Origin of the sequence: Streptococcus sp. HMSC072G04 (assembly GCF_001813295.1) — a bacterium.
GTDB lineage: Bacteria > Bacillota > Bacilli > Lactobacillales > Streptococcaceae > Streptococcus.
In genome coordinates, this window is the sequence record NZ_KV812011.1 from 51,855 (window position 1) to 77,220 (window position 25,366).

The window sequence follows — 25,366 nt, forward strand, 5'->3', positions numbered from 1 at the left end:
GATGTATATTGCTACGATCCTTGTATCGTTTCTATTAACAGTGGCTGCTATTCCAGCCTTTATTCGATTTTACCATCGTGCTCATATTTCCGGGCAACAAATGCACGAAGATGTGAAACAACACAAAGCGAAAGCTGGCACTCCGACAATGGGGGGAGTTGTATTTCTCATTACAGCCGTTCTAGTTAGTTTTGTCGTTACCGTATTGACTGGAAATTTCACGCGCCCTGTTCAACTGATTCTATTTATCTTGATTCTTTATGGAATTGTTGGATTTTTGGATGACTTTTTAAAAGTTTTTCGTAAGATTAATGAAGGTCTTAACCCAAAACAAAAATTGGCCCTTCAACTTGTTGGTGGAATCATCTTCTATATTTTTTCTGAACGCCACGGTGCAGGAAGCCTTTTGAATGTTTTCGGATATGAACTTTACTTGGGCTATTTCTACATTCTCTTTGCTTTATTTTGGTTGGTTGGTTTTTCAAATGCGGTCAATTTGACAGATGGGATTGATGGATTAGCCAGCATCTCCGTTGCCATTAGCCTGAGTGCCTATTCCTTTATTGCCTATATGCAAGGGAAATGGGACATTCTCTTTGTCACCTTGAGTATGATTGGGGCCTTGCTAGGATTCTTTGTCTTCAACCACAAGCCGGCTAAAATCTTTATGGGAGATGTCGGTAGTCTAGCTCTTGGAGGGATGCTTGCAGCTTTGTCAATGGCTTTGCATGTCGAGTGGACGTTGCTCTTAATTGGTCTGGTCTATGTCATTGAAACGGGTTCAGTAATGCTACAAGTGACCTATTTCAAATGGACCAAGAAACGTTACGGGGAAGGACGTCGGATTTTCCGAATGACTCCTTTCCACCATCATTTAGAATTGGGTGGCCTTTCTGGCATTGGCCGAAACTGGTCAGAATGGAAAGTGGATGCCTTTATGTGGAGCATTGCCTTAGTGACAAGTGTCGTGACTCTAGTCCTTCTCTACCTATAAAACGACGGTGGGCTTGCCCATCGTTTTTTTGCTGACTCAGAGAGACTTCGCTGGTTAGGAAAAATGACCCATAAGAGAGGCAAGAAGACAGCTTTTCTGATATAATAATAGAGATCATGAAAGGAACTGAGAAAATGAAATTTACAGAGTTTAATTTTAAGCCCTATATTCAAGAGGCACTGAAAGAAATCAATTTTAGAGAAGCAACCGAAGTACAGGAAAAACTAATTCCGATTGTCCTAGCTGGAAATGATTTGGTTGGAGAGTCAAAGACAGGTTCTGGGAAGACCCATACTTTCCTCTTGCCGATTTTTCAAACCTTAAATGAAGATAGTGAGCAAGTTGAAGCGGTCATCACGGCTCCTAGTCGGGAGTTGGCGACGCAAATTTACCAAGCTGCTCGTCAAATCGCTAGTCATTCTGACAAAGAGATTCGGATTGTGAATTATGTTGGAGGAACGGATAAAAGCCGTCAGATTGAAAAATTGCAGGTCAAACAACCACATATCGTTATTGGAACTCCAGGCCGGATCTATGATCTGGTTGCATCGGGTGATCTGGCTATTCATAAGGCCCATACTTTTGTGGTAGATGAGGCAGATATGACACTGGACATGGGATTCTTGTCTACTGTGGATAAGATTGCTTCAAGGCTTCCGCAACAACTGCAATTTTTAGTTTTTTCAGCCACCATTCCGCAAAAATTGCAGCCTTTCTTGAAAAAATATCTCTCAAACCCAGTCATGGAGCAAATTAAGACTAAGACGGTGATTTCAGATACCATCGATAATTGGCTGGTTTCCACCAAGGGTCGGGATAAAAATGAGCAAATTTACCAATTGACCAAGACCTTGCAACCTTATTTGGCCATGATTTTCGTTAATACCAAAACGAGAGCAGATGATCTCCATGCCTATTTGGTGGCTCAGGGATTGAAAGTGGCAAAGATTCACGGAGATATCCCACCACGTGAACGGAAACGGATCATGAATCAGGTTAAAAATCTTGATTTTGAGTATATTGTGGCCACAGATTTAGCGGCTCGTGGAATTGATATCGAAGGGGTGAGTCATGTCATCAACGATGCTATTCCACAAGATCTTTCTTTCTTTGTCCACCGTGTCGGTCGGACAGGACGCAATGGTCTACCAGGTGTCGCTATTACTCTTTATCAACCGAGTGATGATTCAGATATCCGTGAACTAGAAAAAATGGGCATTCGTTTCGTACCGAAAGTGTTGAAAAATGGGGTTATTGAAGATACTTATGATCGGGACAGACGGGCGAATCGTGAGAAAAAGCAAGAGAAACTCGACATCGAAATGATTGGTCTGGTGAAGAAGAAAAAGAAAAAAATCAAACCAGGCTACAAGAAAAAAATCAAATGGGCAGTTGATGAAAAGCGGAGAAAAGCTAAGCGAGCTGAAAACCGTGCGCGTGGTCGGGCGGAACGTAAGGCCAAACGCCAAACTTTCTAACCCCTTCTTTCAAATGTTCAGAAGAAAACATAGATTTTCTTTATGAACTCCATAAAGAAAAACTATTAGGAACTTGTCTAAAATTATGATAGACTAAATTTGAGTAGTCTATCATTTTTCTATTTCTGTAGCAATTTTTGGAATTCCGATAGTGAATGTGATAGAATGTTTATGTTCGAGAAAGGAAGTAACAAAAATGTTTACAACTAATCTTTTAGCTGCCAACTGGTATGCTGACTTTTTAAAACACGTTCCAGATAGCAAGCTGTTTAGTTTGAGAGCCGTATTGGATGCATTTCCGTCTGTCATAGGAAAATTGCCTGTGACGATTTTACTAGCCCTAGGAGGCGCATTTTTTGGGATTATTTTTGCCATGATTTTTGCTCTGGTCAAAATTAATCGTGTACGAATTCTATACCCGATTCAAGCTGTTTTTGTCAGTTTTTTACGGGGGACTCCTTTGTTGGTTCAGTTGATGTTGACCTATTATGGGATTCCTCTTATTTTAAAAGCAATCAATCAGTCTTATGGAACAGCTTTTAATATTAATGCTATTCCAGCTGAGTTATTTGCAATTGTGGCTCTTGCCTTTAATGAGGCAGCTTATGCGAGTGAAACCATCCGGGCAGCCATTTTATCAGTGGATCCTGGTGAAATTGAGGCAGCGCGTAGTCTTGGGATGACCAACCGTCAAGTTTATCGCCGGATTATTATTCCCAATGCAGCAGTCGTTGCAACTCCTACTTTAATCAACTCTCTCATTGGCTTGACCAAGGGGACCTCGCTCGCCTTTAGTGCCAGTGTGGTTGAAATTTTTGCTCAAGCACGGATTATTGGGGGGAGCGATTTGAAGTACTTTGAACGCTTTATCACGGTATCGATTGTTTACTGGATTGTGAACATTCTCATTGAAATACTAGGCCGTCACATTGAACGTCGACTGGATATTGAGACTCCCGTAGCAATTGATTTACCAGATCAGGAGGTCCGGATCTAATGATTTATATTTCAGAATTATCAAAGACATTTTCAGGTCAAAAGGTTTTAAATAATCTAAGTTTGGAAATTCAAAAAGGGGAAGTCGTGGCCCTAATCGGGTCTTCGGGAGCTGGTAAATCAACCTTCTTACGCAGTTTAAACTATTTGGAAGCACCAGATAGTGGTAGAATTAAGATTGATGATTTCGAAGTTGATTTTGAGCACATTACTCAAGATCAAATCTTAACCTTAAGAAGAAAATTGGCCATGGTGTTCCAACAGTTTAATTTGTTTGGTAGAAAAACAGCCCTTGAAAATGTGAAAGAAGGGCTCATTGTTGTGAAGGGGTTATCCGATCAAGAAGCAACGAAAATTGCTCGAGAAGAACTGGCAAAAGTCGGTTTATCGGATCGTGAAAATCACTATCCTCGTCACCTCTCAGGTGGACAAAAACAACGGGTGGCTTTGGCCCGTGCCTTGGCCATGAAACCAGAGGTTCTTTTGTTGGATGAACCGACTTCAGCCTTGGATCCAGAATTGGTTGGAGAAGTTGAAAAATCCATTGCCAATGCGGCAAAATCAGGACAAACCATGGTACTGGTCAGCCATGATATGTCTTTTGTAGCGCAAGTAGCAGATAAGGTATTATTTTTGGATAAAGGACGGATTATTGAATCTGGAACACCAGAGGAAATCATGCAACATCCAAAAGAAGAACGGACAAAAGAATTCTTTGCTAGTTACAAACGGACCTATGTTTGATATAATAGAGGAGAGGTAAGACTCAGCTGGCGATGCTAGCTGGGTTTGTTTTCTGAAAATGTAAAAATATTTGGAGTCGTGATGTTAAATAAATTATTGTCCTTATATTTACAAAGTTTAGTGACGACAACGATTTTAGTTGGGATCGCTTCTTGTATTTGGATTGGCTACCGTGCCCTTAAGAAGAAAGATAAAACAGCCAAGCAACGACAAGCCCATTTGTATGATATCCTCTTAATTGATATCATGACGATTCCTATTTTAACCTTTGCGGTCATAGGGATTTTGTTTATCTTTCAAGCACGATAATTGCAAAAAGACCGTGTTAGAATTATAATGGTTACAACAAAACAGAAAGAGGTTGTGTATGTTTGATACAGTGATTATTGGAGCAGGTCCTGCAGGGATGACTGCTGCCCTTTATGCAGCACGAAGCAATTTAAAAGTCGCATTAATTGAGAGAGGGATTCCAGGCGGTCAAATGAACAATACGTCTGACATTGAAAACTATCCTGGCTATGCGAATATTAGTGGCCCAGACTTGGCTGAAAAAATGTTCGAGCCTTTAGAGAATCTTGGTGTGGAACATTTGTTTGGACAGGTAGAGCGCATCGAAGACCACGGAGCAACCAAAAAGATTGTCACAGATGATGGGGAATTTGAAGCTAAAACCGTGGTGATTGCAACAGGGTCTAACCACCGTTCATTGAATGTCCCTGGTGAAGAGGAGCTAAATAGTAGAGGGGTTTCCTACTGTGCTGTTTGTGATGGAGCTTTCTTTAGAGATGAGGATCTCTTGGTCGTTGGTGGTGGTGATTCTGCGGTAGAAGAAGCTGTCTTTTTGACTCAGTTTGCAAAAACAGTGACCATTGCCCATCGTCGTGATCAATTGCGTGCTCAAAAAGTTCTTCAAGATCGTGCCTTTGCCAATGATAAAATTCACTTTGCTTGGAATACGGTTGTTGAAGAAATTAAGGGTGAACAAAAAGTAACGTCTGTCCTTTTAAAAGATGTGAAGACAGGAGAGGTTAGAGAGCAAGCCTTCGGTGGTGTCTTTATCTATGTCGGTTTAGATCCTGTCAGTGATTTTGCGACAGAACTTGGTATTTTAGATGAAAATGGCTGGGTGGTCACGGATGATCATATGAGAACCACAGTCCCAGGTATTTTTGCGGTTGGCGATGTTCGTCAAAAAGATTTGCGTCAAGTGACGACAGCAGTCGGAGACGGTGCGATTGCTGGCCAAGAAGTTTATAAATATATCACAGAAAACTTTTAATCCAAAAAATCTGAGCTTCCTGTCTCAGATTTTTTTCATTCTTTCCTTTCAGTATTCAATAGGACTGAAATGTGCTATAATGGTACTAATTTTATGGTAGGAATTCATAGAACAAATCTATAAAAAAGAGGTATACATATGTATCCAGATGACAGTTTAACCTTGCATACTGATTTATACCAAATCAATATGATGCAGGTCTATTTTAATCAAGGTATCCACAATAAACATGCCGTATTTGAAGTCTATTTTCGTCAACAGCCTTTTAAAAACGGCTACGCAGTATTTGCTGGCTTAGAGAGAATTGTGAAATACTTGGAAAACTTGAGTTTTTCTGAGAGTGATATTGCCTATTTAGAGTCACTTGGTTATCATGGGGCCTTCTTGGAATATCTCCGTGATCTCAAGTTGGAATTGACGGTACGCTCGGCTCAAGAAGGAGACTTAGTCTTTGCGAATGAACCAATTGTTCAGGTAGAGGGCCCTCTGGCTCAGTGTCAATTGGTGGAAACAGCCCTTTTGAATATCGTCAACTTTCAAACCTTGATAGCCACAAAAGCTGCTCGTATTCGTTCAGTCATTGAAGATGAGCCTTTGATGGAATTTGGAACCCGTCGTGCGCAAGAAATGGATGCGGCCATTTGGGGCACTCGTGCGGCAGTCATCGGAGGGGCCAATGGGACTAGTAATGTTCGTGCAGGAAAACTCTTTGGAATCCCAGTTTTAGGAACTCATGCCCATTCTCTTGTACAGGTTTATGGAAATGACTACCAGGCCTTTAGGGCTTATGCGGAAACCCATAAAGATTGTGTCTTCCTCGTCGATACCTATGATACCCTTCGTATTGGGGTACCAGCAGCTATTCAGGTAGCACGTGAAATGGGAGATAAAATCAATTTCCTAGGCGTCCGGATTGACTCAGGAGATATTGCCTATATTTCTAAAAAGGTCCGCCAGCAATTAGATGAGGCTGGGTTTACAAATGCTAAAATCTACGCTTCTAATGACTTGGATGAAAATACCATCCTCAACTTAAAAATGCAAAAAGCAAAAATTGATGTTTGGGGTGTAGGAACCAAGTTAATTACAGCTTACGATCAACCAGCACTTGGAGCGGTATACAAAATTGTCTCTGTTGAAAACGAAGCAGGAGAGATGATCAATACTATCAAGCTTTCCAATAATGCAGAGAAAGTTTCTACTCCAGGTAAAAAGCAAGTCTGGCGGATTACGAGCCGTGAAAAAGGTAAGTCAGAAGGGGACTACATCACTTATGATGGAGTAGATGTTTCACATCTGACAGAACTTAAAATGTTCCATCCAACTTATACCTACATTAATAAAACAGTCCGAAACTTTGAGGCGATTCCTCTTTTAGTGGATATTTTTAAAGAGGGTCAATTGGTTTATCAACTGCCAACATTATCAGAAATTCAAGAATATGCTCGTAAAAATTACGATCAATTATGGGATGAATACAAGCGCGTCCTCAATCCACAGCATTACCCAGTTGACTTGGCCAAAGATATTTGGCAGGATAAGATGGACCTGATCGAGGAAATGCGTAACAAGGCCAATGGAGAAGGAGAAGCAAAATGAGTTTGCAAGAAGAGATTATCCAACAATTGGGTGTCAAGCCTAGCATTGATCCTCAGGAAGAGATTCGCCGCTCGGTTGATTTCTTAAAAAGATATCTAAAAAAACATCCCTTCTTGAAAACATTTGTATTAGGGATCTCAGGAGGGCAAGATTCAACTCTTGCTGGACGATTAGCTCAATTGGCCATGGAAGAAATGCGCGCAGAAACAGGAGATGCCTCCTATCAATTTATTGCCGTTCGTCTTCCTTATGGGGTACAGGCAGATGAAGCAGATGCACAAAAAGCATTGGCCTTTATCCAGCCGGATGTTAGCCTGGTTGTGAATATCAAGGAGTCTGCTGACGAAATGGTACGAGCAGTAGAAGCGACTGGAACAGAGGTTTCTGATTTTAACAAAGGCAATATTAAGGCTCGCAGTCGCATGATTGCTCAGTATGCTCTAGCTGGAGCACGTAGCGGAGCGGTGATTGGGACGGATCATGCTGCAGAAAATATTACTGGTTTCTTCACAAAATTTGGAGATGGTGGTGCAGATATTTTGCCCCTTTTCCGTTTGAATAAACGCCAAGGAAAACAATTGCTTAAGGCTTTAGGAGCCGATCCTGCTCTTTATGAGAAAATCCCAACAGCAGATTTGGAAGAAGAAAAACCAGGAATAGCAGATGAAGTAGCGCTGGGTGTCACCTATAATGAAATCGATGATTACCTAGAAGGCAAACAAGTGAGCCCAGAAGCTCAAGCCACTATTGAAAAATGGTGGTACAAAGGCCAACACAAACGCCACTTGCCAATCACAGTATTTGATCATTTTTGGGAGTAAAAAGGTCCAGTGGACCTTTTTAGCCCGAGTCTTAAAATAGGAGAACGAGGAAGAAATCGGTAACTCGTAGAGTTCGATTTCGTAGTCTCACCCCCGCAAGGCTGTCTAGATTTGAAAGGTGCTCAAAGAGCTCCGTTCAAATCAGCCAGCTACTGCGTCAATGTATCATTGAAAAGCTCATGGATGAGGTGGATACAAATAGAATTTTTCTATTAATACTAGACAGAAATCGGTAATTCGTAGAGTTCGATTTCGTAGTCTCACCAGACAATATTGTGAAAAGCATCAAAAAGAAGGGCGGTTTCATCCGTCCTTTTCTTCTAGATTAAAATAACCAACTTGCAACGTTCAAGTTGCATAAAAAAAAATGAAGGGAGACAATCTATGAATCATCTTTGAAGTCTTGTCATAGAGACAGAGCATTTATACTTGAGGCCTTTCGTTTTGGAGGATGCACCAGCGATGTTTGAAAATTGGGCTTCTGATCCTGAAACCCTGAAATATGTCACCTGGGATGCCCATGCATCTTCTGAGAGAACCAGAGAATCGATCAAAAGATGGATCGAACAGTATCTTAAACCAGATACTTATAAATGGGCGATCTGTTTGAAAACATTACCGGATCAGGTAATTGGAGATATTAGTGTGGTTTCTCAAGACCAGGAAAGTCAATCATGCGAGCTAGGTTATATCCTTGGCAAGAAATTCTGGGGGCAGGGATTCATGACAGAAGCCGTCATAGCTGTTTTGGAATTCTTATTGAACAAAGTCGGATTTAAAGAAATCAAAGCCACTTATGTCAGTTTAAATCCTGCTTCAGGGAAAGTCATGGAAAAGGCAGGAATGCAGTATGTAGAAACCATCCCTCATGCCATTCAACGCAAAGGATATTGTGGGGATAAAATCATCTATTCTATACAGAATCCCTCTCTATAGGGTGATTTTTACTTGAAGATTCTGCTCAAAGGATTATAATAGTAAATAACGAAAAAAGGAGATTGCTATGTCAGAATTAACGAAAGAATTTACAGACCAGCTCTATGCTAATTATGAAGCAAATGTGAAATATGCGGCTCTTGAAAATGCTGTTACCCACAATGGGATCCATGCATCGCTTGAAACGCGCAAGAGTGCAGTAGAAAATACACCAGTTTTTTCACTTGATTTGACCAAGGATAAGGTGACAAACCAAAAAGCATCTGGACGTTGTTGGATGTTTGCGGCTTTAAATACCTTCCGTCACAAGATGATTTCAAGCTTCCAATTGGAGGATTTTGAATTGTCTCAAGCACATACTTTCTTTTGGGATAAGTATGAAAAATCAAACTGGTTTTTGGAGCAAGTGATTGCTACAGCGGACCAAGAGTTGACCAGCCGTAAGGTGGCTTTTCTCCTACAAACTCCACAACAAGATGGCGGTCAATGGGATATGGTGGTATCCCTCTTTGAGAAATACGGAGTGGTTCCAAAATCAGTTTATCCAGAATCGATTTCTTCAAGCAATAGCCGGGAATTGAACACCTACCTCAATAAACTCTTGCGTCAAGATGCGCAAATCTTGCGTGATTTGATTCACTCAGGCGCAGATAGTGAGGCAGTTGCGAGCAAGAAACAAGCCTTGTTGCAAGAAATCTTTAACTTCTTGGCTATGTCTTTAGGATTGCCTCCGCGTGAATTTGACTTTTCATACCGTGATAAGGACAACCAATTCCATAGCGAAAGTGGGTTAACTCCACAAAGCTTCTACAAAAAATATGTAGACCTTCAATTAGACGATTACGTCTCTATTATCAATGCCCCAACTACAGACAAGCCATATGGAAAATCTTACACCGTAGATATGCTGGGCAATGTGGTTGGTAGCCGTCCAGTCCGCTACCTAAATGTTCCAATGGATCGATTGAAAGAATTAGCCATTGCTCAAATGAAAGCAGGAGAAACTGTCTGGTTTGGTTCAGATGTAGGCCAAGTCAGCAACCGTAAAGCCGGAATCCTGGCAACAGATGTCTACGATTTTGAAGCAGGCATGGACATTCATTTGACACAAGACAAGGCGGGTCGCTTGGACTATGCAGAAAGTCTCATGACACATGCTATGGTCTTGACAGGGGTTGATTTAGACGAAGCAGGTCAGTCTCGTAAATGGAAGGTTGAAAATTCATGGGGAGACAAGGTCGGTACAGATGGTTACTTTGTGGCTTCTGATGCTTGGATGGATGAATATACCTACCAAATCGTGGTTCGTAAAGAATTCCTAACAGCAGACGAATTAGCAGCCTATGAAGCAGAACCAATTGTCCTAGCACCGTGGGATCCAATGGGAGCTTTGGCAAAATAATGATACAGAAAAGAGCCGAAAGGCTCTTTTTTTTATATACTCAAAAATAAAAAAGCTGGGAAGTCTAACTAAATAAATCAGATTTTATTCGTTCTGGTTTTTTAACCATTGTTTTAAAAAAAGCCGGGCAAAAGCCCGACTTCTCTGTTATATTATTCGTTATGATTGTTAGATTCTTGTGAAGAAGGCTCAGATGGTTTAGATTGATTTTCTTCGTTCGAAGAGCTAGACGATGGTTCTTCATACGAATACTGATCAGTGGAATAACTTGGCTCATAGTAGTAGTTATTGTAGTTGTTCTTACCATTGTTTAAGTAGAGATAAGAACCACTTCGATACAGTCCACTTGGTTGCGTCCAATCCGTATGACCAGAGTTATTATTATTAGCAAGATAGAGCATCATTTGACGGTAGACATCCGTTGCGACCTGTATTCCATTATCCAATACTGGTGTAAAGCGATTGGAATAACCTGTCCATACTGCCATGGCATATTCAGGAGTGTAGCCTACAAACAATTCATCCGGTGTTACAATATTTGAATAAGCATTTTTTGTCAATTTACCGATTTCGTTATCAGCATAGTTTGATGTACCTGTCTTACCAGCTTGGTAGATTCCCGAAATGGCAGCATTTGTACCGGTACCAGACAAGAGAACTGTCTTCATCATATCTGTCATCATGTAGGCAGTTGTTGCTTTCATTGCACGAGTTCCTTCGGACTCAAATTCCTTGGTTGTGCCATCACTAAAGACAACCCGACTAACATAGGATGGTTTGTAATAGGTACCGCCATTGGCAAAAGCAGCATAGGCAGCTGCCATTTTCTCACTGCTGGCTCCGTATTTGTTGCTAGAATCGCTAGTGTTACTCGAGATAGCGTTGGCGTAAACCATTTCTGGGTAATCGATCCCTAATCCATTGAGGAATTTCTTAGCTTGTTTAAGACCAACTTTTTCCAGGGCCTTCACCGCAGGCACGTTACGAGATTGTTGAATTGCGTAGGTAATGGACATGCTACCATAGTATGAACGGTCCCAGTTGTAGACAGGCGTTGATGAATGAGGGAAGTTGTATGGCGCATCTGTTGTAGTAGCTGCTGTAGAGGTATATTCCTCATGTTCAAGAGCTGGTGCGTAATCTGTGATTGGTTTCATTGTTGAACCCCAGTCACGGTTCGTTTCAACCGCTTGGTTTGTACCAAAGGAAACATTGCTGGATTGGTGACGAGAACCCAGCTGAGCAATGACTTTACCAGTATTGACATCAATAACGGTAGAAGCTACTTGCATTTCATCATCCGGGTAATTGACATATTCATCTGTATTGTAGATATCCCATAGTTTCTTTTGAGCTTCTGTATCCACGTTTGTATAGACAACCATTCCGGTTGTCAACAAATTGTAGCCCGTTTCTTCTTCGACTTGCTCGATCACTTCTTTTAGGTAATTATCCATATAGGCTGGGTAACTGCTTGAAGAACTAAGACTTTGCAGACCATCTGTAACAGGTGTATTGACCGCTGCTTCGTATTGTTTGTTAGAAATGGTCTTCATATCGAGCATTTCTTTTAATACTAAGTTTCGGCGCTGTTGCGCTGCTTCAGGATGGGAGTATGGATCGTATTGGTTTGGTGCTTGGGGCATCCCCGCAAGGAGTGCCAATTGAGGGAGCGAAAGATCTTTTAGATCTTTTCCGTAATAACTTTTCGCAGCTGTCTGCATTCCGTAGTTCCCATTCGCCATAAATACTTTATTGACGTAATAGGTCAAGATTTCTTGTTTGGTTGCTTTCTTTTCCAGTTGAGTTGCTAACCAAGCTTCTTGGATCTTACGAGAGAGGGTACGGTCAGAGGCCGAAGTGGAGAAATAGGTTAACTTGATCAATTGTTGCGTCAAGGTTGACCCACCTTGACTTCCTCCTCGTAAGTTGTGAAGGAAGGAACCGCCGATCCGAATGATGTCGACCCCGCGGTGATTGAAGAAACGGTGGTCTTCAATCGCTACGATAGCATTGACCAAATCAGTAGGGATTTCATTGGCTGTGACATTGATTCGTTTCTCAGCCCCCAAATCTGCGATCAAGTTATTTTGGTTGTCATAGATTTTACTAGATGTTGTTGCAACCAAATCTTTTTCAGATAAGGTTGGTGCTTTCATAGCATAGTAACTAAATATCAGTCCACCAAGGACGAATAAAAGTAAGAAAAATGAAATGGCTGCGATGGCAACATATTTCAACCATTGAATGACTGTTTGTTTATTCATTTAAATACCGCCTAGAAGTTTCTGTTCGATAATATCAAGATAAGGAACGCTCGGAAGTCGATTCTTATCTACTAGAAAGCCGTACTCCTGAATATAGGAGAGGGGCATGGATTTACTACCATGATCGATGTTGTAATAGTGAATTAATGCAGGAGCAGGAAGTAAGTAGGTTTCACTCAACTTTGCAAAATGCAAGAGAACGAAACAGATACCGCCTTGCTGGACAACCGCCTCCATATGATCGATCTGATGTTGATGAAAATTTTTCATCGGCATGGATTGCTTTTGCTGTGTTTCCTTAGCTTCAAAATCGATATAGCGTCCCTTGTATACTCCAGAATAGTCCGTCGTTGAGGCTTGCCTGAAATAGGCTTCAACAATCTTTGCCCGACTGCGACGTGGATAATCTACTTTCACGATTTGAATCGGTGTTGGTTTTTTATGGATGACTGCTAGACCTCGAGAAAGATAGTATTGATTACTTTCATTGATCATTTTTTCAAATGTCATCCCACGATTCGCAAAGTCGACTGGATATTTCCTTTGTGTAGAGACCAAGGTTTTTTTGGCTACTTTATGTGGATAGTTGACCATAGTTCTCCTTATTGGTACAATTACATCACTCTATTATATCATAAATTAGAATAATGAGGAAAAAATGAATACCATACTTGTTGCAGGTTATAAGAGTTTTGATGTGGGCGTCTTTTCCAATAAAGATCCTCGACTGACCATTATCAAAAAAGCCATTGAAAGAGATCTTCGTCGTTTATTTGAAGAAGGAGTGAAATGGCTAGTTTTTTCTGGTAATTTGGGATTTGAGGCTTGGGTACTAGAGGTCGCCTTTGCATTAAAAAAAGATTACGATTTTCAAATGGCGACAATCTTCCTATTTGAGAATGTTGGCGAAAATTGGAATGAAAGCAATCAGGAATTATTAGCACGCTTCAAACAGGTGGATTTCGTGAAATATGCCTATCCCCACTATAGCAATCCGGGTCAACTAAAAGAATACAATCAGTTTTTGATAGATAACGCGGATGGAGCTTATGTTTTTTATGATCCAGAAAATGAAACCAATTTAAAATATCTTTACAAAATGATGGTAGAAAAAGAACCATTTTATGTCAAACAATTAAGTTTTGATGACTTAAATGAACTTGCTGAAAATTTTTACGAAAACTAAGTGTTATACCTTGATTTTTCTTACCATTTTTTTATATAATTGAGATGATGAACTAGATTGGAGAGAGTAATGGCGAGTATTATTTTTACTGCGAAAGATATTTTTGATCAAGATTTCAAACGAGAAGTTCGTGGTTATAATAAAGATGAAGTAAATGAATTTTTGGATGATGTCATAAAAGACTATGAAACCTATGCTGCTTTGGTGAAGGAATTGCGTGAAGAAAACGCCCGCCTTCGTGAAGAGCTTGCCCAAAAAGCACAGGAAACACCACAAACATCTTCGATTGCTAGCACTGCTACGCAAGAATTTCCGCAAGTGACAACAGCGACGAACTTTGATATTCTCAAGCGTCTCAATCGTTTGGAAAAAGAAGTTTTTGGGAAACAGATCGTAGATCGCGATTATTAATCCCATAGATTGTGCAATTTTTGGATAATCGCGTGAGAGAATCCTCTCATGAGGAAAGTCCATGCTAGCACAGGCTGTGATGCCTGTAGTGTTTGTGCTAGGTGAATCCATAAGCCTAGGGACTTGGTATTCAAGTTACGGCGAGTGAAGGAGCTAAGTCTAAGGATAAGCTCTAGTAACTCTGAAAGTGCCACAGTGACGTAGTTTTTAGGGAAACCTAAAAAGTGGAACGCGGTAAACCCCTCAAGCTAGCAACCCAAACTTTGGTCGGGGCATGGAATGCGTGGAAACGAACATAGCATTCTGACTGGAAACAGTAGACAGATGATTATCGAAGGAAATGGTACCTAGTCATTTCTGGAACAAAACATGGCTTATAGAAAATTGCATATAGGTTGATGAGGTGGAGAGAGATCTCAACCTCCTTTTTTAAAGTGATAGGAATAAGATGAAAAAACAATTTGAATTGATTGCAACGGCTGCTGCTGGTATAGAGGCTGTTGTTGGTCGAGAACTACGCGATCTCGGTTACGATTGCCAGGTTGAAAATGGACGGGTTCGATTTCAAGGAGACCGTCGAGCAATCATAGAGACCAATCTCTGGTTGCGCGCGGCTGATCGAGTAAAAATTGTGGTTGGGACTTTTCCAGCCAAAACCTTTGAAGAACTCTTTCAAGGTGTCTTTGCTTTGGATTGGGAAAATTATTTGCCTTTAGGAGCACGTTTTCCTATTTCTAAGGCTAAATGTGTCAAATCAAAACTCCATAATGAACCTAGCGTTCAGGCCATTTCGAAAAAAGCAGTGGTTAAAAAGTTACAAAAACACTATGCCCGACCAGAAGGTGTTCCTCTCATGGAAAATGGGGCAGAGTTCAAGATCGAAGTATCGATCCTTAAAGACCAAGCCACTGTCTTGATTGACACCACTGGTAGTAGCCTCTTCAAACGTGGTTATCGGACTGAAAAAGGGGGAGCCCCTATTAAGGAAAATATGGCAGGAGCAATTCTTCTGTTGTCAAACTGGTATCCAGATAAACCCTTGGTTGACCCGACATGTGGTTCTGGAACGTTTTGTATTGAGGCGGCGATGATTGCGAGAAATATGGCACCTGGTTTACGTCGGACCTTTTCTTTTGAAGAATGGAACTGGATGGATGATCGCTTGATTCATGAAGTCCGTCAAGAAGCAAGCAGAAAAATCAATCGCGAGATCGAATTGGATATTATGGGAACCGATATCGATGCACGGATGGTTGAGATTGCCAAAGAAAATGCCCAGAAAGTGGGCGTTAGCAGTGACATTACTTTCAAACAGATGCGAGTCCAAGATCTTCACTCAGATAAGATCAACGGGGTGATTATCTCCAACCCTCCATATGGAGAACGCTTATCCGATGATGAGGGTGTGACGAAATTGTATACTGAAATGGGGCACGTATTTGCACCTCTCAAAACCTGGAGTAAATTTATCTTAACCAGTGATGAAGGTTTTGAATCTAAATTCGGTAGTAAAGCAGATAAAAAACGAAAACTTTATAACGGAACCCTAAAAGTTGATCTCTACCAATATTTTGGGGAACGAGTAAAACGGCAGATAAAGGCATAGAAAGGATTTTTATGACAGAGAAGGATAATAAGCCATTAGAGCAAGAAACAGAATCAATTTTAGATTTTGAAGATGCTAAAGAGATGACGATTGGGCAGGCCAATCGAAAGGCAGAAGAAATCGAAGCAGGTGTAACGGAAGGTGATAATGTCTTAGACAAATACATCAAACAACACCGAGCAGAAATTGAAGCTGAAAAATACGATACAAAAATTTTGGCCAAAGAAGAATTGGCTAAAGCTGAAGAGTTGGCAGCTACAGAAACAGTTGCTGAAGTAGCTGAAGCAGTGGAGGCACCGGAAGTAGTAACGGAAACGGTCTTGGAACAAAGGCTTGAAATGGATGCTATCTCAACTGAATTACCTGCTAAGATTAAATTTGGTCCCACACCAACTGAACCAATTGTAGAAGCTGAGGAACTTCCTGAGGAAACACCAAGCAATGCGGGTAAACGAATCAAAGCGGTTCTATACTCTGCATTAGGTCTTGCGATTGTCGGTTCGGCCATTTTTGTGACCTATAACTGGATGCACAGTCGTGGAACATCTGGTGGTACAACAGTTGTATCTTCTTCATCTAGCAAGTCATCTTCTACTTCTAAATCAAGTAGCAGTGAAACACAAGCTCAAAAATTGGAAGAGTTTACTAAAGCCTACGATGCCTTTTTTGTAGACGAATCGAAAAGTGGACTTAAGAATGATAAATTCGGAGACTTGGAAAATCTGAAGAAACTGCTGGACAAATTAGAAGGAAGCAGTGATTATAATGCGGCTAAAACAAAATATGAAGACCTTGTGAAGCAAGTTTCTGCTGTTCAAAAAGTGAATTCTCAATTTAGTTCTCCAGTCATCAAAGATGGAGTTCTTGATGCAACTGCCAAAGCAAAAAGTGATGCGACCTTTGCAGAAACAAAGACAGGCAATGAAAAATTAGATAGCTTATTGAATGAAGCGGTTGCGCAAGGACGTTCACAACAAGTTGCGACACCGGCACCAGTAACTGGAACAGGAGGTACAGATACTTCTAATGCAACTCCAGCCCCGGCTCAAGTAGCAACGCCTACGGCCCCAGCCGTCAATGCTGCTACAGGTGGTGCAGGAACGGCAAGTCCAGGTTATTCAGGGTACGGTCTTCCAAGCGATGGTGTCCCACTTCAGCGGAACTTGAGTCGTGTGCCATATAACCAAGCAGCTATCAATGATGTCAATAACCCAGCTTGGGTATTTGGTGATGGGATCCTTGAAAAAGTATTGAATATTGCTCGTAAACGTGGACATATCACTGGCAATCAATACATTTTAGAGCGTGTCAATATCATTAACGGTAATGGCTATTACAACCTCTTCAAACCAGATGGAACCTATCTCTTTAGTATCAATGCCAAAACGGGTTATTTCGTAGGAAACGGAAAAGGTCATTCAGATGCTCTGGATTATTAATGCTTGATCAGACATACCATTTCTGGGAAAAAATGACAATAAAAAAGGATGAACCAGAGGTTCATCCTTTTTTTAGTCTTAAACAAGATGACGTTCAAACGGATCGTCAGAAATTCCTTGGTCTAGAATCAAGCGACACCATTCTTTGGCTGAGAAGAGGCTGTGGTCCTTGTAATTTCCACAAGACTCAATGGTTGTGCCTGGGACATCCTCCCAAGTGCTGACTGATGAAATTTCTTCTAAAGATTCTTTAATCACTTTAGCAATTTCCGTACTCGAATGCTGTCCCCACATGATCATATGAAAACCGGTGCGACATCCAAATGGGGAACAATCAATCATACCATCGATGCGTTTGCGAATAAGCATCGCAAGAAGGTGCTCGATCGTGTGGAGCCCTGCAGTTGGAATCGCATTTTCATTGGGTTGCACCAGACGAATATCGAAGTTAGAGATGATGTCTCCTTTGGGTCCAGTTTCTTCCCCAATCAAGCGTACATAGGGAGCCTTCACCGCCGTGTGGTCCAATTCAAAACTTTCAACAATTACTTCTTTTGTCATACTCAAATCCTTCTTTGTTTTTCTTGATTATAGCATAAAAAAGCAGATTCAACAAAGTGGAAATAAATGAATTCCTCACAGATGTTCCATGAAAGAAAAGACGATAAAAGAATAAGCGTTAAGCAAAAATATAAAAGGTTTTTCCTGTTTTTTTAGATTGTTAATTTTAGTAATTTATGGTAAAATGTAAAAGAATTTTTAATTCAACTAATTAAATAGATTTGGGGTAAAAGCATGAATTTTGTTATTACAGGTGTTTTTGCCGCGGTCATTGGTTTAGTCATTGGATATGTGGGAACTGCTCTTAAAATGAAAGCTTCAAAAGAGGCTGCGGAACTCACCCTTTTGAATGCTGAACAAGAAGCAACGAATTTACGTGGACAGGCTGAACGCGAAGCCGATTTGATTTTAAAAGAGGCGAAGCATGAGTCAAGTTCACTTAAAAAAGAAGCACTTTTGGAGGCAAAGGAAGAAGCCAGAAAATATCGTGAAGAGGTCGATGCTGAGTTTAAGTCAGAACGACAAGAATTGAAGCAATTAGAAAGCCGTTTGGCAGAACGTGCTAGCAATCTTGATCGCAAAGACGACATTTTAACAAGCAAAGAACAGTCTCTTGAACACAAAGAGCAAAGTCTTACAGATAGAACTAAACACATTGATGCGCGTGAACAACAGCTGGAAGAGCTTGAACACAAGAAAGTAGAAGAACTGGAACGTGTCGCTGCTCTAAGTCAAGGAGAAGCGCGTGACATTATTTTGAGTCAGACGGAAGAGCAACTTTCAAAAGAAATTGCCTCACGGATTCGTGATGCTGAATTGGAAGTGAAAGAACGTTCTGATAAAATCGCAAAAGACATTCTCGTGCAAGCTATGCAGCGAATGGCGGGTGATTTTGTTGCTGAGCAAACAAACTCAACCGTTCATTTGCCAGACGATAGTATGAAGGGTCGGATTATTGGTCGTGAAGGTCGCAACATTCGTACCTTTGAGAGCTTGACAGGTGTCGATGTGATTATTGATGATACGCCTGAAGTGGTGACCTTGTCAGGGTTTGATCCGATTCGTCGTGAAATTGCCCGCATGACAATGGAGAGCCTTCTCAAAGATGGTCGGATCCATCCAGCCCGTATCGAAGAGCTGGTTGAGAAGAACCGTCAGGAAATTGACAATCGTATTCGTGAATACGGTGAGGCGGCTGCCTATGAAATTGGTGCGCCAAACCTCCATCCAGATTTGATGAAAATCATGGGACGGTTGCAATTCCGTACTTCTTATGGTCAAAACGTTTTGCGTCACTCCATTGAAGTTGCCAAACTTTCTGGTATTATTGCTAGCGAGTTGGGTGAAAATGCTACCTTGGCACGACGTGCAGGATTCTTACATGATATCGGAAAAGCGATTGACCGTGAAGTGGAAGGAAGTCACGTCGAGATTGGAACTGAATTGGCACGGAAGTACAAGGAACATCCAGTGGTTGTCAATACTATTGCCAGCCACCATGGTGACGTGGAACCAGAAAGTGTCATCGCAGTCATTGTCGCTGCAGCGGATGCCTTGAGTGCAGCTCGACCTGGAGCACGAAGTGAGTCACTTGAAAGCTACATCAAACGCTTGCAAGATCTTGAAGAAATTGCAAATAGTTTTGAAGGAGTTAAGACAAGTTTCGCCCTTCAAGCGGGTCGTGAAATCCGTATTATGGTTAGCCCTGAGGCAATCAAGGATGATAAAGTGACGATCTTGGCTCATGATATTCGTGAGAAGATCGAGTCTAATCTTGAGTATCCTGGAAACATTAAGGTTACCGTGATTCGAGAATTGCGTGCAGTCGATTACGCAAAATAAACAAAAAGCTTGAGATCTAGCATCTCAAGCTTTTTGAATGAAAAAATCAGTTGAAAATTAGGCCGATTTTTGTTACACTAGATAGAAAGACATTGAAGGAGAAATCATGGCGGATCGTGGCTTATTAATCGTATTTTCTGGCCCTTCGGGGGTTGGAAAAGGAACGGTCAGACGAGAAATTTTTGAAAATTCGGACAATCAGTTTCAGTATTCTGTATCGATGACGACGCGTGCACAACGTCCAGGTGAAGTGGATGGTGTCGACTATTTTTTCCGTACACGTGAAGAATTTGAAGATTTGATCCTTCAAGGGCAAATGTTGGAGTACGCTGAGTACGTTGGAAATTACTATGGGACTCCTTTAACCTATGTGAATGAAACCTTGGACAAGGGAATCGATGTATTCCTTGAAATTGAAGTTCAGGGTGCCCTTCAAGTAAAGAAGAAAGTTCCAGATGCAGTTTTTATTTTCTTAACTCCGCCTGATTTGGATGAATTGCAAGATCGATTAGTGGGTCGCGGGACAGATAGTGCAGAAGTTATTGCGCAACGGATTGAAAAAGCAAAAGAAGAAATCGCCATGATGCGTGAATATGACTACGCCATTGTGAACGACGAGGTTCCTCTTGCTGCTGAGCGTGTCAAACGTGTGATCGAAGCAGAGCATTTCCGTGTAGACCGTGTCATTGGCCATTATCTGGATATGTTACCAAAAACACAAACTATTGTGAAGAGATAAATAATTAGAAATTAGGTATAGGAATATGATGTTAAAACCTTCTATTGATACATTGCTTGACAAAGTACCATCAAAATATTCATTGGTCATTCTTGAGGCAAAACGGGCCCACGAATTGGAAAGTGGTGCAGTACCAACTCAAGAATTCCAATCAGTTAAATCAACATTACAAGCGCTTGAAGAAATCGAGTCTGGAAACGTAGTTGTTCACCCGGATCCAGAAGCAAAACGTGAAGCGCTTCGTCGTCGGATTGAAGCAGAGCGGATTCGCAAAGAAGAAGAAGAGCGCAAAATTAAGGAACAAATTGCCAAAGAAAAAGAAGATGGTGAAAAAATTTAAGGTTGGGGCTTCTCAATCTTATTTTTTGCTATTTAAAGGGTTCCGTGATAAAGTAAAGCTCATATGATAGAGGCTGGAGGTGAAAAAGTGATAGCAAAAGTCATCGTAGATGTCCCATTGATGCAGACAGATAAACCCTATTCTTATCAGATCCCATCAGAATTTGAGGATATGGTGGAGGCAGGTATGCGAGTTCATGTCCCCTTTGGTAAAGGGAATCGCCTCATTCAAGGGATTGTGGTAGATGTTTTAGAAGAGGCAGACACAAGCGAGGAATTGAAAGCGATTGTGGAGATCTTGGATTACACTCCGGTCTTAAATCAAGAGCAGTTTTGGTTGGCGGATCAATTACGAAAAAGTGTTTTTTCTTATAAGATCACGATTTTAAAAACCATGCTTCCTTCTCTCCTCAATTCGAGTTATGATAAGATTTTGTATCCTCAACCTTCTTTAGATCCCACTCTCAAAATAAAACTTTTTGGTGCAAAAAATGAAGTTTCTTTTTCTTCTCTAGATGCAGCCGATCAAGCCCAAGTGATGCGGTTGGTCAGAAAAGGAGATTTGGTACTTGAATACAAGGCCAAGGATAAGAAACAAATTAAAACAGAAAAATGGTATCGCGTTAACCAGGAAGGATTAAAAGAACTTCAACCATCAGCGAGAGCTAAAAAAAGGCTAGCATTGAAAGAGCGCCTGTTACTAGAGCAAGGGGAGCAACCCTTAGCAGGATTGTATCAGGATTTTTCACGAGAAGTAGTGGCTTATTTTATTGATCAGGGTGTTTTAGAAATTACAGAACGAGAAGTGAATCGGGCGGCTGCATATTATGAAGGAAAAGAACAGACCCAGGCCCTGCTTTTAAATTCAGAGCAAGCAAAAGCTGTCGAAACAGTAGTTTCTCAAATTGGGAAAATATCAAAGCCTTTTTTATTAGAAGGTGTGACTGGAAGCGGGAAAACAGAAGTTTATCTGCAGATTATTCAGGAAGTTCTAAATAAGGGGAAAACGGCTATTATGTTGGTCCCTGAGATTTCCCTGACGCCACAGATGACGGATCGTTTTATCTCGCGTTTTGGCCAGGAAGTAGCCATTCTGCACTCGGGTTTATCAAACGGTGAGAAGTATGATCAATGGCGGAAAGTTGAACGTGGGGAGGCTAAGGTAGTCGTTGGAGCGCGCTCAGCCATCTTTGCCCCTTTAAAAAACATCGGAGCCATCATCATTGATGAAGAGCACGAGGCTTCCTACAAACAAGATAGTAACCCACGCTACCACGCAAGGGAAGTCGCGGTCTTAAGAGCTCAGTACAATCAAGCAGTTTTGCTTCTTGGATCTGCTACACCAAGTTTAGAATCGCGGGCTCGTGCAACAAAAGGGGTTTATGAATTAATTCGTCTCACCCAACGGGCCAATCCGGCAGCCAAAATTCCAGAAGTTAAAGTCGTTGATTTTCGTGATTATATTGGTCAAAATGAAGCTGGTAACTTCACTCCGGTTCTAGTGGAAGCTATTGCTGATCGCTTGCAGAAAAAAGAGCAGGTTGTCTTGATGTTGAACCGCCGTGGTTATTCCAGCTTTGTCATGTGTCGCGAGTGTGGAACTGTGGATACTTGTCCCAATTGTGATATCTCACTGACCCTCCACATGGATACTAAAACCATGAACTGTCATTATTGTGGCTATAGCAAAGCGATTCCTCTACACTGTCCAAATTGCCAAAGTCCTTCCATTCGTTATTACGGGACAGGAACACAAAAAGCCTATGATGAATTACAAGAGATCTTTCCTGAAGCTAGAATTTTGCGCATGGATGTGGATACCACTCGAAAAAAAGGGAGCCACGCAGCGATATTAGATGCTTTCGGGAATGGAGAAGCGGATATTTTGTTAGGGACGCAAATGATTGCGAAGGGCTTGGATTTTCCAAATGTGACGTTAGTGGGTGTCTTGAATGCAGATACTTCTTTAAATTTACCGGATTATCGATCCTCTGAGAGAACCTTTCAACTCTTGACTCAGGTGGCAGGAAGGGCCGGACGAGCAGAGAAAGAAGGAGAGGTTATCATTCAGAGCTACAACCCCAATCATTATGCGATTCGATTTGCCAAAGACCAGGATTATGAAGGTTTTTTTGCCTATGAAATGCAGATTCGCCGGCAGTTAGGCTATACGCCTTATTACTTCACAGTTGGGTTAACCCTATCACATAAGAGTGAGGAAATTGTGATGGAGAAGTCACATCAGGTCATGGAAATTCTCCGATCTGGCTTATCTGATCAGGTCCAAATCTTAGGACCAACACCTAAACCAATTGCACGCACACATAATTTGTATCATTATCAAATCATTGTCAAATATCGTTTTGAAGAAGGCATGACACAGGTCTTGAACCAAATCTTAGAATTTACGCAAGAAAGAGGCAACCAAGATCTACGTGTCAGTATTGATAATGAACCTCAAAGTTTCATGTAAGGAAGAAAGAAATGACAAAATTAATTTTTATGGGAACACCGGATTTTTCAGCGACTGTTTTAAAGGGACTGTTAGCAGATTCGCGCTATGAAATTCTGGCGGTTGTGACCCAACCAGACCGTAAAGTAGGTCGCAAAAAAGAGATTCGAATGACCCCGGTGAAGCAGGTAGCTTTGGACCATCAACTACCGGTTCTTCAGCCGGAGAAATTATCGGGTAGTCCAGAAATGGAAACTCTCTTATCCCTAGATGCAGATGGAATTGTGACCGCTGCTTTTGGACAATTTTTACCGACAAAATTGTTGGAGAACTTCCAGTTTGCGGTGAATGTCCACGCGTCTTTATTACCTAAATATAGAGGTGGAGCTCCCATTCACTATGCCCTGATCAATGGTGACGAAGAAGCTGGGGTTACAATTATGGAAATGGTCAAGGAAATGGATGCCGGAGACATGATTGCAGCTCGTTCTCTCCCAATTTTAGATGAGGACAATGTGGGAACTTTGTTTGAAAAATTGGCTGTCCTTGGACGTGACTTACTCCTAGATACTTTGCCAGCTTACCTGGCAGGGGAGATCAAGCCAAGTCCACAAGATCCAAGTTTGGTCACATTTTCACCGAATATTTTACCGGAAGAAGAGGTTTTGGACTGGACCAAAACCAATCGCCAAGTCTTTAACCAGATCCGGGGGATGAATCCTTGGCCGGTCGCTCATACGTTATTAAATGGTCAGCGCTTTAAAGTTTATGAAGCAGAGCTATGCGAAGGAAATGGAAATCCAGGAGAAGTGATTGCTTTGACTAAAAAAGAGTTGCTGGTCGCTGCAGGAGAAGGAGCGCTGTCCCTCAAAGTTGTGCAGCCGGCAGGAAAACCTAAAATGTCCATCACAGACTTTTTGAATGGCGCTGGCCGTCAATTGAAACTAGGAGATCACTTTGGAAGTTAAACAAATGAATGCGCGTGAACAGATCGTTCGAGTGTTAGAAGAGGTTTTTGAACAGGGAGCTTATTCTAATATTGCTTTAAATCAAGCGCTGGAACATTCTCAACTTTCAGATAAAGATAGAAGCTTTGTTACGGAAGTTGTATACGGTACTGTAGCACGGAAGATAACACTCGAGTGGTATCTCGCCCACGTAATTGAAGACCGGACGAAATTAGATCCTTGGCTCTATTATCTTTTGATGATGAGTTTGTATCAACTTGTCTATTTAGACCGCATTCCCGATCATGCCATCGTCAATGAAGCTGTCCGGATAGCAAAACGTCGTAAAGAAGGCAGTGAGAAGTTTGTCAATGCTATTCTTAGAAAGCTCCTCCGCGAGGGACTACCAGCTATTGATACGATCAAGCGAAAGAATAAACGTTATTCGGTAGAGTATTCCCTACCTGTATGGTTGGTCAAAGCATTGATCGAAGAATACGGTGAGGAACGTGCTTGCGCTATTTTTAAGAGTCTCTATCAGCGTAATAAATCCAGTATTCGTGTGATTGATCTAGACGAAAAAGAAGAGTTGGCTCAGCTACTCGAAGCAACCTCCTCTCTACTTGCTCCGTCCGCTCTCGTGAAAGAACAGGGACATTTTGCAGCGCATTCCTTGTTCAAAGAAGGGCGCATTACTATTCAAGACGAGTCCAGTCAATTGGTGGCACCGGCTTTGGATTTGCAAGGAGATGAGTGGGTTTTAGATGCCTGTGCGGCGCCAGGTGGAAAGACGACTCACCTGGCTTCTTATCTCACAACTGGGAAAGTCACAGCCTTGGATCTCTATGACCATAAGCTCAAATTGATTCAAGAAAATGCTAATCGGCTCCATGTTGCGGACAAAATTTTGACAAAGAAGTTAGATGCGACAAAAGTCTTTGAAACATTTGGGCCTGATGCTTTCGATAAAATTTTGGTGGATGCGCCTTGTTCAGGGATTGGTTTGATACGGAGAAAGCCTGATATCAAGTACAATAAAGAGAGTGCAGATTTTGTATCTTTACAAGCTATTCAATTGGCCATTCTGGATAGTGTTTGTCAAAGTGTGCGTAAAGGTGGTATAATAGTGTACAGTACGTGTACAATTATGGGTAAAGAGAATTTTGAAGTGGTGGACCAATTTTTGAAAAACCATCCAAATTTCGAACAAGTCCCATTGGATCACGAAAGAAAAGATATTCTTAAAAATGATTGTATCCTTATTACACCTGAATTATATGGAAGCGACGGCTTCTTTATCAGTCGTTTTAAGAGAATCTCATAATATC

Annotated in this window: 23 protein-coding genes and 1 other RNA gene; 21 read left to right on the top strand and 3 right to left on the bottom strand. The window is 41.3% G+C overall.

Annotation, left to right across the window (positions count from 1 at the left end; all coding sequences use genetic code 11):
- Position 1 precedes the first annotated feature (1 nt).
- From mraY to pepC, 10 genes are all read left to right on the top strand, one after another.
- Complete coding sequence (gene mraY / locus HMPREF2904_RS02140) at positions 2–994, top strand: phospho-N-acetylmuramoyl-pentapeptide-transferase (protein WP_070659662.1); 993 nt, start codon at positions 2–4, stop codon at positions 992–994.
- Positions 995–1,128: 134 nt separating this feature from the next.
- Complete coding sequence (locus HMPREF2904_RS02145; protein ID WP_070659694.1) at positions 1,129–2,472, top strand: DEAD/DEAH box helicase; 1,344 nt, start codon at positions 1,129–1,131, stop codon at positions 2,470–2,472.
- A 196-nt stretch (positions 2,473–2,668) separates the two neighbouring features.
- On the top strand, positions 2,669–3,469 hold the full coding sequence (locus HMPREF2904_RS02150; protein ID WP_070506166.1) for an amino acid ABC transporter permease: 801 nt from the start codon (positions 2,669–2,671) through the stop codon (positions 3,467–3,469).
- On the top strand, positions 3,469–4,212 hold the full coding sequence (locus HMPREF2904_RS02155; RefSeq protein WP_003003991.1) for an amino acid ABC transporter ATP-binding protein: 744 nt from the start codon (positions 3,469–3,471) through the stop codon (positions 4,210–4,212). The genes HMPREF2904_RS02150 and HMPREF2904_RS02155 overlap by 1 nt, the downstream gene beginning before the upstream one ends.
- Before the next feature lie 81 nt (positions 4,213–4,293).
- The gene (locus HMPREF2904_RS02160) at positions 4,294–4,521 is read left to right on the top strand and encodes a DUF4059 family protein (protein ID WP_003003995.1); all 228 of its coding nucleotides are present in this window, start codon (positions 4,294–4,296) and stop codon (positions 4,519–4,521) included.
- 58 nt (positions 4,522–4,579) lie between these two features.
- On the top strand, positions 4,580–5,491 hold the full coding sequence (gene trxB, locus HMPREF2904_RS02165; protein WP_049474369.1) for a thioredoxin-disulfide reductase: 912 nt from the start codon (positions 4,580–4,582) through the stop codon (positions 5,489–5,491).
- A gap of 138 nt (positions 5,492–5,629) precedes the next feature.
- On the top strand, positions 5,630–7,090 hold the full coding sequence (locus tag HMPREF2904_RS02170) for a nicotinate phosphoribosyltransferase (protein WP_009732324.1): 1,461 nt from the start codon (positions 5,630–5,632) through the stop codon (positions 7,088–7,090).
- The gene (gene nadE / locus HMPREF2904_RS02175; protein WP_003010362.1) at positions 7,087–7,911 is read left to right on the top strand and encodes an ammonia-dependent NAD(+) synthetase; all 825 of its coding nucleotides are present in this window, start codon (positions 7,087–7,089) and stop codon (positions 7,909–7,911) included. The genes HMPREF2904_RS02170 and nadE overlap by 4 nt, the downstream gene beginning before the upstream one ends.
- A 408-nt stretch (positions 7,912–8,319) precedes the next feature.
- On the top strand, positions 8,320–8,847 hold the full coding sequence (locus HMPREF2904_RS02180) for a GNAT family N-acetyltransferase (protein WP_256263224.1): 528 nt from the start codon (positions 8,320–8,322) through the stop codon (positions 8,845–8,847).
- A gap of 67 nt (positions 8,848–8,914) precedes the next feature.
- Positions 8,915–10,249: an aminopeptidase C gene (gene pepC / locus HMPREF2904_RS02185; protein ID WP_070659665.1), complete on the top strand. Its 1,335-nt coding sequence runs from the start codon at positions 8,915–8,917 to the stop codon at positions 10,247–10,249.
- Positions 10,250–10,401: 152 nt separating this feature from the next.
- Here pepC and pbp1a read toward each other — a convergent pair whose 3' ends face one another.
- The gene (gene pbp1a, locus HMPREF2904_RS02190) at positions 10,402–12,516 is read right to left on the bottom strand and encodes a penicillin-binding protein PBP1A (protein WP_070659666.1); all 2,115 of its coding nucleotides are present in this window, start codon (positions 12,514–12,516) and stop codon (positions 10,402–10,404) included.
- Positions 12,517–13,110 (bottom strand): Holliday junction resolvase RecU, encoded by a 594-nt coding sequence (gene recU / locus HMPREF2904_RS02195; RefSeq protein WP_023920291.1) that lies wholly within the window; start codon positions 13,108–13,110, stop codon positions 12,517–12,519. It lies immediately after the preceding gene.
- 64 nt (positions 13,111–13,174) lie between these two features.
- Here recU and HMPREF2904_RS02200 point away from each other — a divergent pair, with 64 nt between their 5' ends.
- From HMPREF2904_RS02200 to HMPREF2904_RS02220, 5 genes are all read left to right on the top strand, one after another.
- On the top strand, positions 13,175–13,702 hold the full coding sequence (locus tag HMPREF2904_RS02200) for an SLOG family protein (RefSeq protein ID WP_023920293.1): 528 nt from the start codon (positions 13,175–13,177) through the stop codon (positions 13,700–13,702).
- A gap of 69 nt (positions 13,703–13,771) precedes the next feature.
- Positions 13,772–14,113 carry a cell division regulator GpsB gene (gene gpsB, locus HMPREF2904_RS02205; protein ID WP_070659669.1) on the top strand — a complete coding sequence of 114 codons (342 nt, stop codon included), beginning with the start codon at positions 13,772–13,774 and terminating at the stop codon, positions 14,111–14,113.
- Positions 14,114–14,129: 16 nt separating this feature from the next.
- Positions 14,130–14,495, top strand: an RNA gene (gene rnpB, locus HMPREF2904_RS02210) — RNase P RNA component class B.
- A gap of 66 nt (positions 14,496–14,561) precedes the next feature.
- Positions 14,562–15,719, top strand: a complete 1,158-nt coding sequence (locus tag HMPREF2904_RS02215) for a THUMP domain-containing class I SAM-dependent RNA methyltransferase (protein ID WP_070659672.1) — start codon at positions 14,562–14,564, stop codon at positions 15,717–15,719.
- 11 nt (positions 15,720–15,730) lie between these two features.
- Positions 15,731–17,158, top strand: a complete 1,428-nt coding sequence (locus HMPREF2904_RS02220; RefSeq protein WP_070659673.1) for a cell division site-positioning protein MapZ family protein — start codon at positions 15,731–15,733, stop codon at positions 17,156–17,158.
- Positions 17,159–17,236: 78 nt separating this feature from the next.
- On the opposite strand, the gene HMPREF2904_RS02225 is transcribed toward HMPREF2904_RS02220, so the two are convergent.
- Positions 17,237–17,719, bottom strand: a complete 483-nt coding sequence (locus HMPREF2904_RS02225) for an S-ribosylhomocysteine lyase (RefSeq protein ID WP_061455957.1) — start codon at positions 17,717–17,719, stop codon at positions 17,237–17,239.
- Positions 17,720–17,953: 234 nt separating this feature from the next.
- On the opposite strand from HMPREF2904_RS02225, the gene HMPREF2904_RS02230 reads away from it, so the two are divergent.
- The 6 genes from HMPREF2904_RS02230 to rsmB all read left to right on the top strand — a co-directional run bounded on the left by HMPREF2904_RS02230 (position 17,954) and on the right by rsmB (position 25,362).
- Positions 17,954–19,561 (top strand): ribonuclease Y, encoded by a 1,608-nt coding sequence (locus tag HMPREF2904_RS02230; RefSeq protein ID WP_049492366.1) that lies wholly within the window; start codon positions 17,954–17,956, stop codon positions 19,559–19,561.
- A gap of 106 nt (positions 19,562–19,667) precedes the next feature.
- A complete protein-coding gene (gmk, locus tag HMPREF2904_RS02235) occupies positions 19,668–20,300 on the top strand; it encodes a guanylate kinase (RefSeq protein ID WP_049486051.1) in 633 nt (210 codons plus the stop codon).
- A gap of 25 nt (positions 20,301–20,325) precedes the next feature.
- Complete coding sequence (rpoZ, locus tag HMPREF2904_RS02240) at positions 20,326–20,640, top strand: DNA-directed RNA polymerase subunit omega (protein WP_003010339.1); 315 nt, start codon at positions 20,326–20,328, stop codon at positions 20,638–20,640.
- 63 nt (positions 20,641–20,703) lie between these two features.
- Positions 20,704–23,112, top strand: a complete 2,409-nt coding sequence (locus HMPREF2904_RS02245; protein WP_070659674.1) for a primosomal protein N' — start codon at positions 20,704–20,706, stop codon at positions 23,110–23,112.
- Positions 23,113–23,123: 11 nt separating this feature from the next.
- The gene (fmt, locus tag HMPREF2904_RS02250; protein WP_070659675.1) at positions 23,124–24,059 is read left to right on the top strand and encodes a methionyl-tRNA formyltransferase; all 936 of its coding nucleotides are present in this window, start codon (positions 23,124–23,126) and stop codon (positions 24,057–24,059) included.
- Positions 24,049–25,362, top strand: a complete 1,314-nt coding sequence (gene rsmB / locus HMPREF2904_RS02255; protein WP_049473351.1) for a 16S rRNA (cytosine(967)-C(5))-methyltransferase RsmB — start codon at positions 24,049–24,051, stop codon at positions 25,360–25,362. Before fmt ends, rsmB begins: the two co-directional genes overlap by 11 nt.
- Positions 25,363–25,366: the final 4 nt, after the last annotated feature.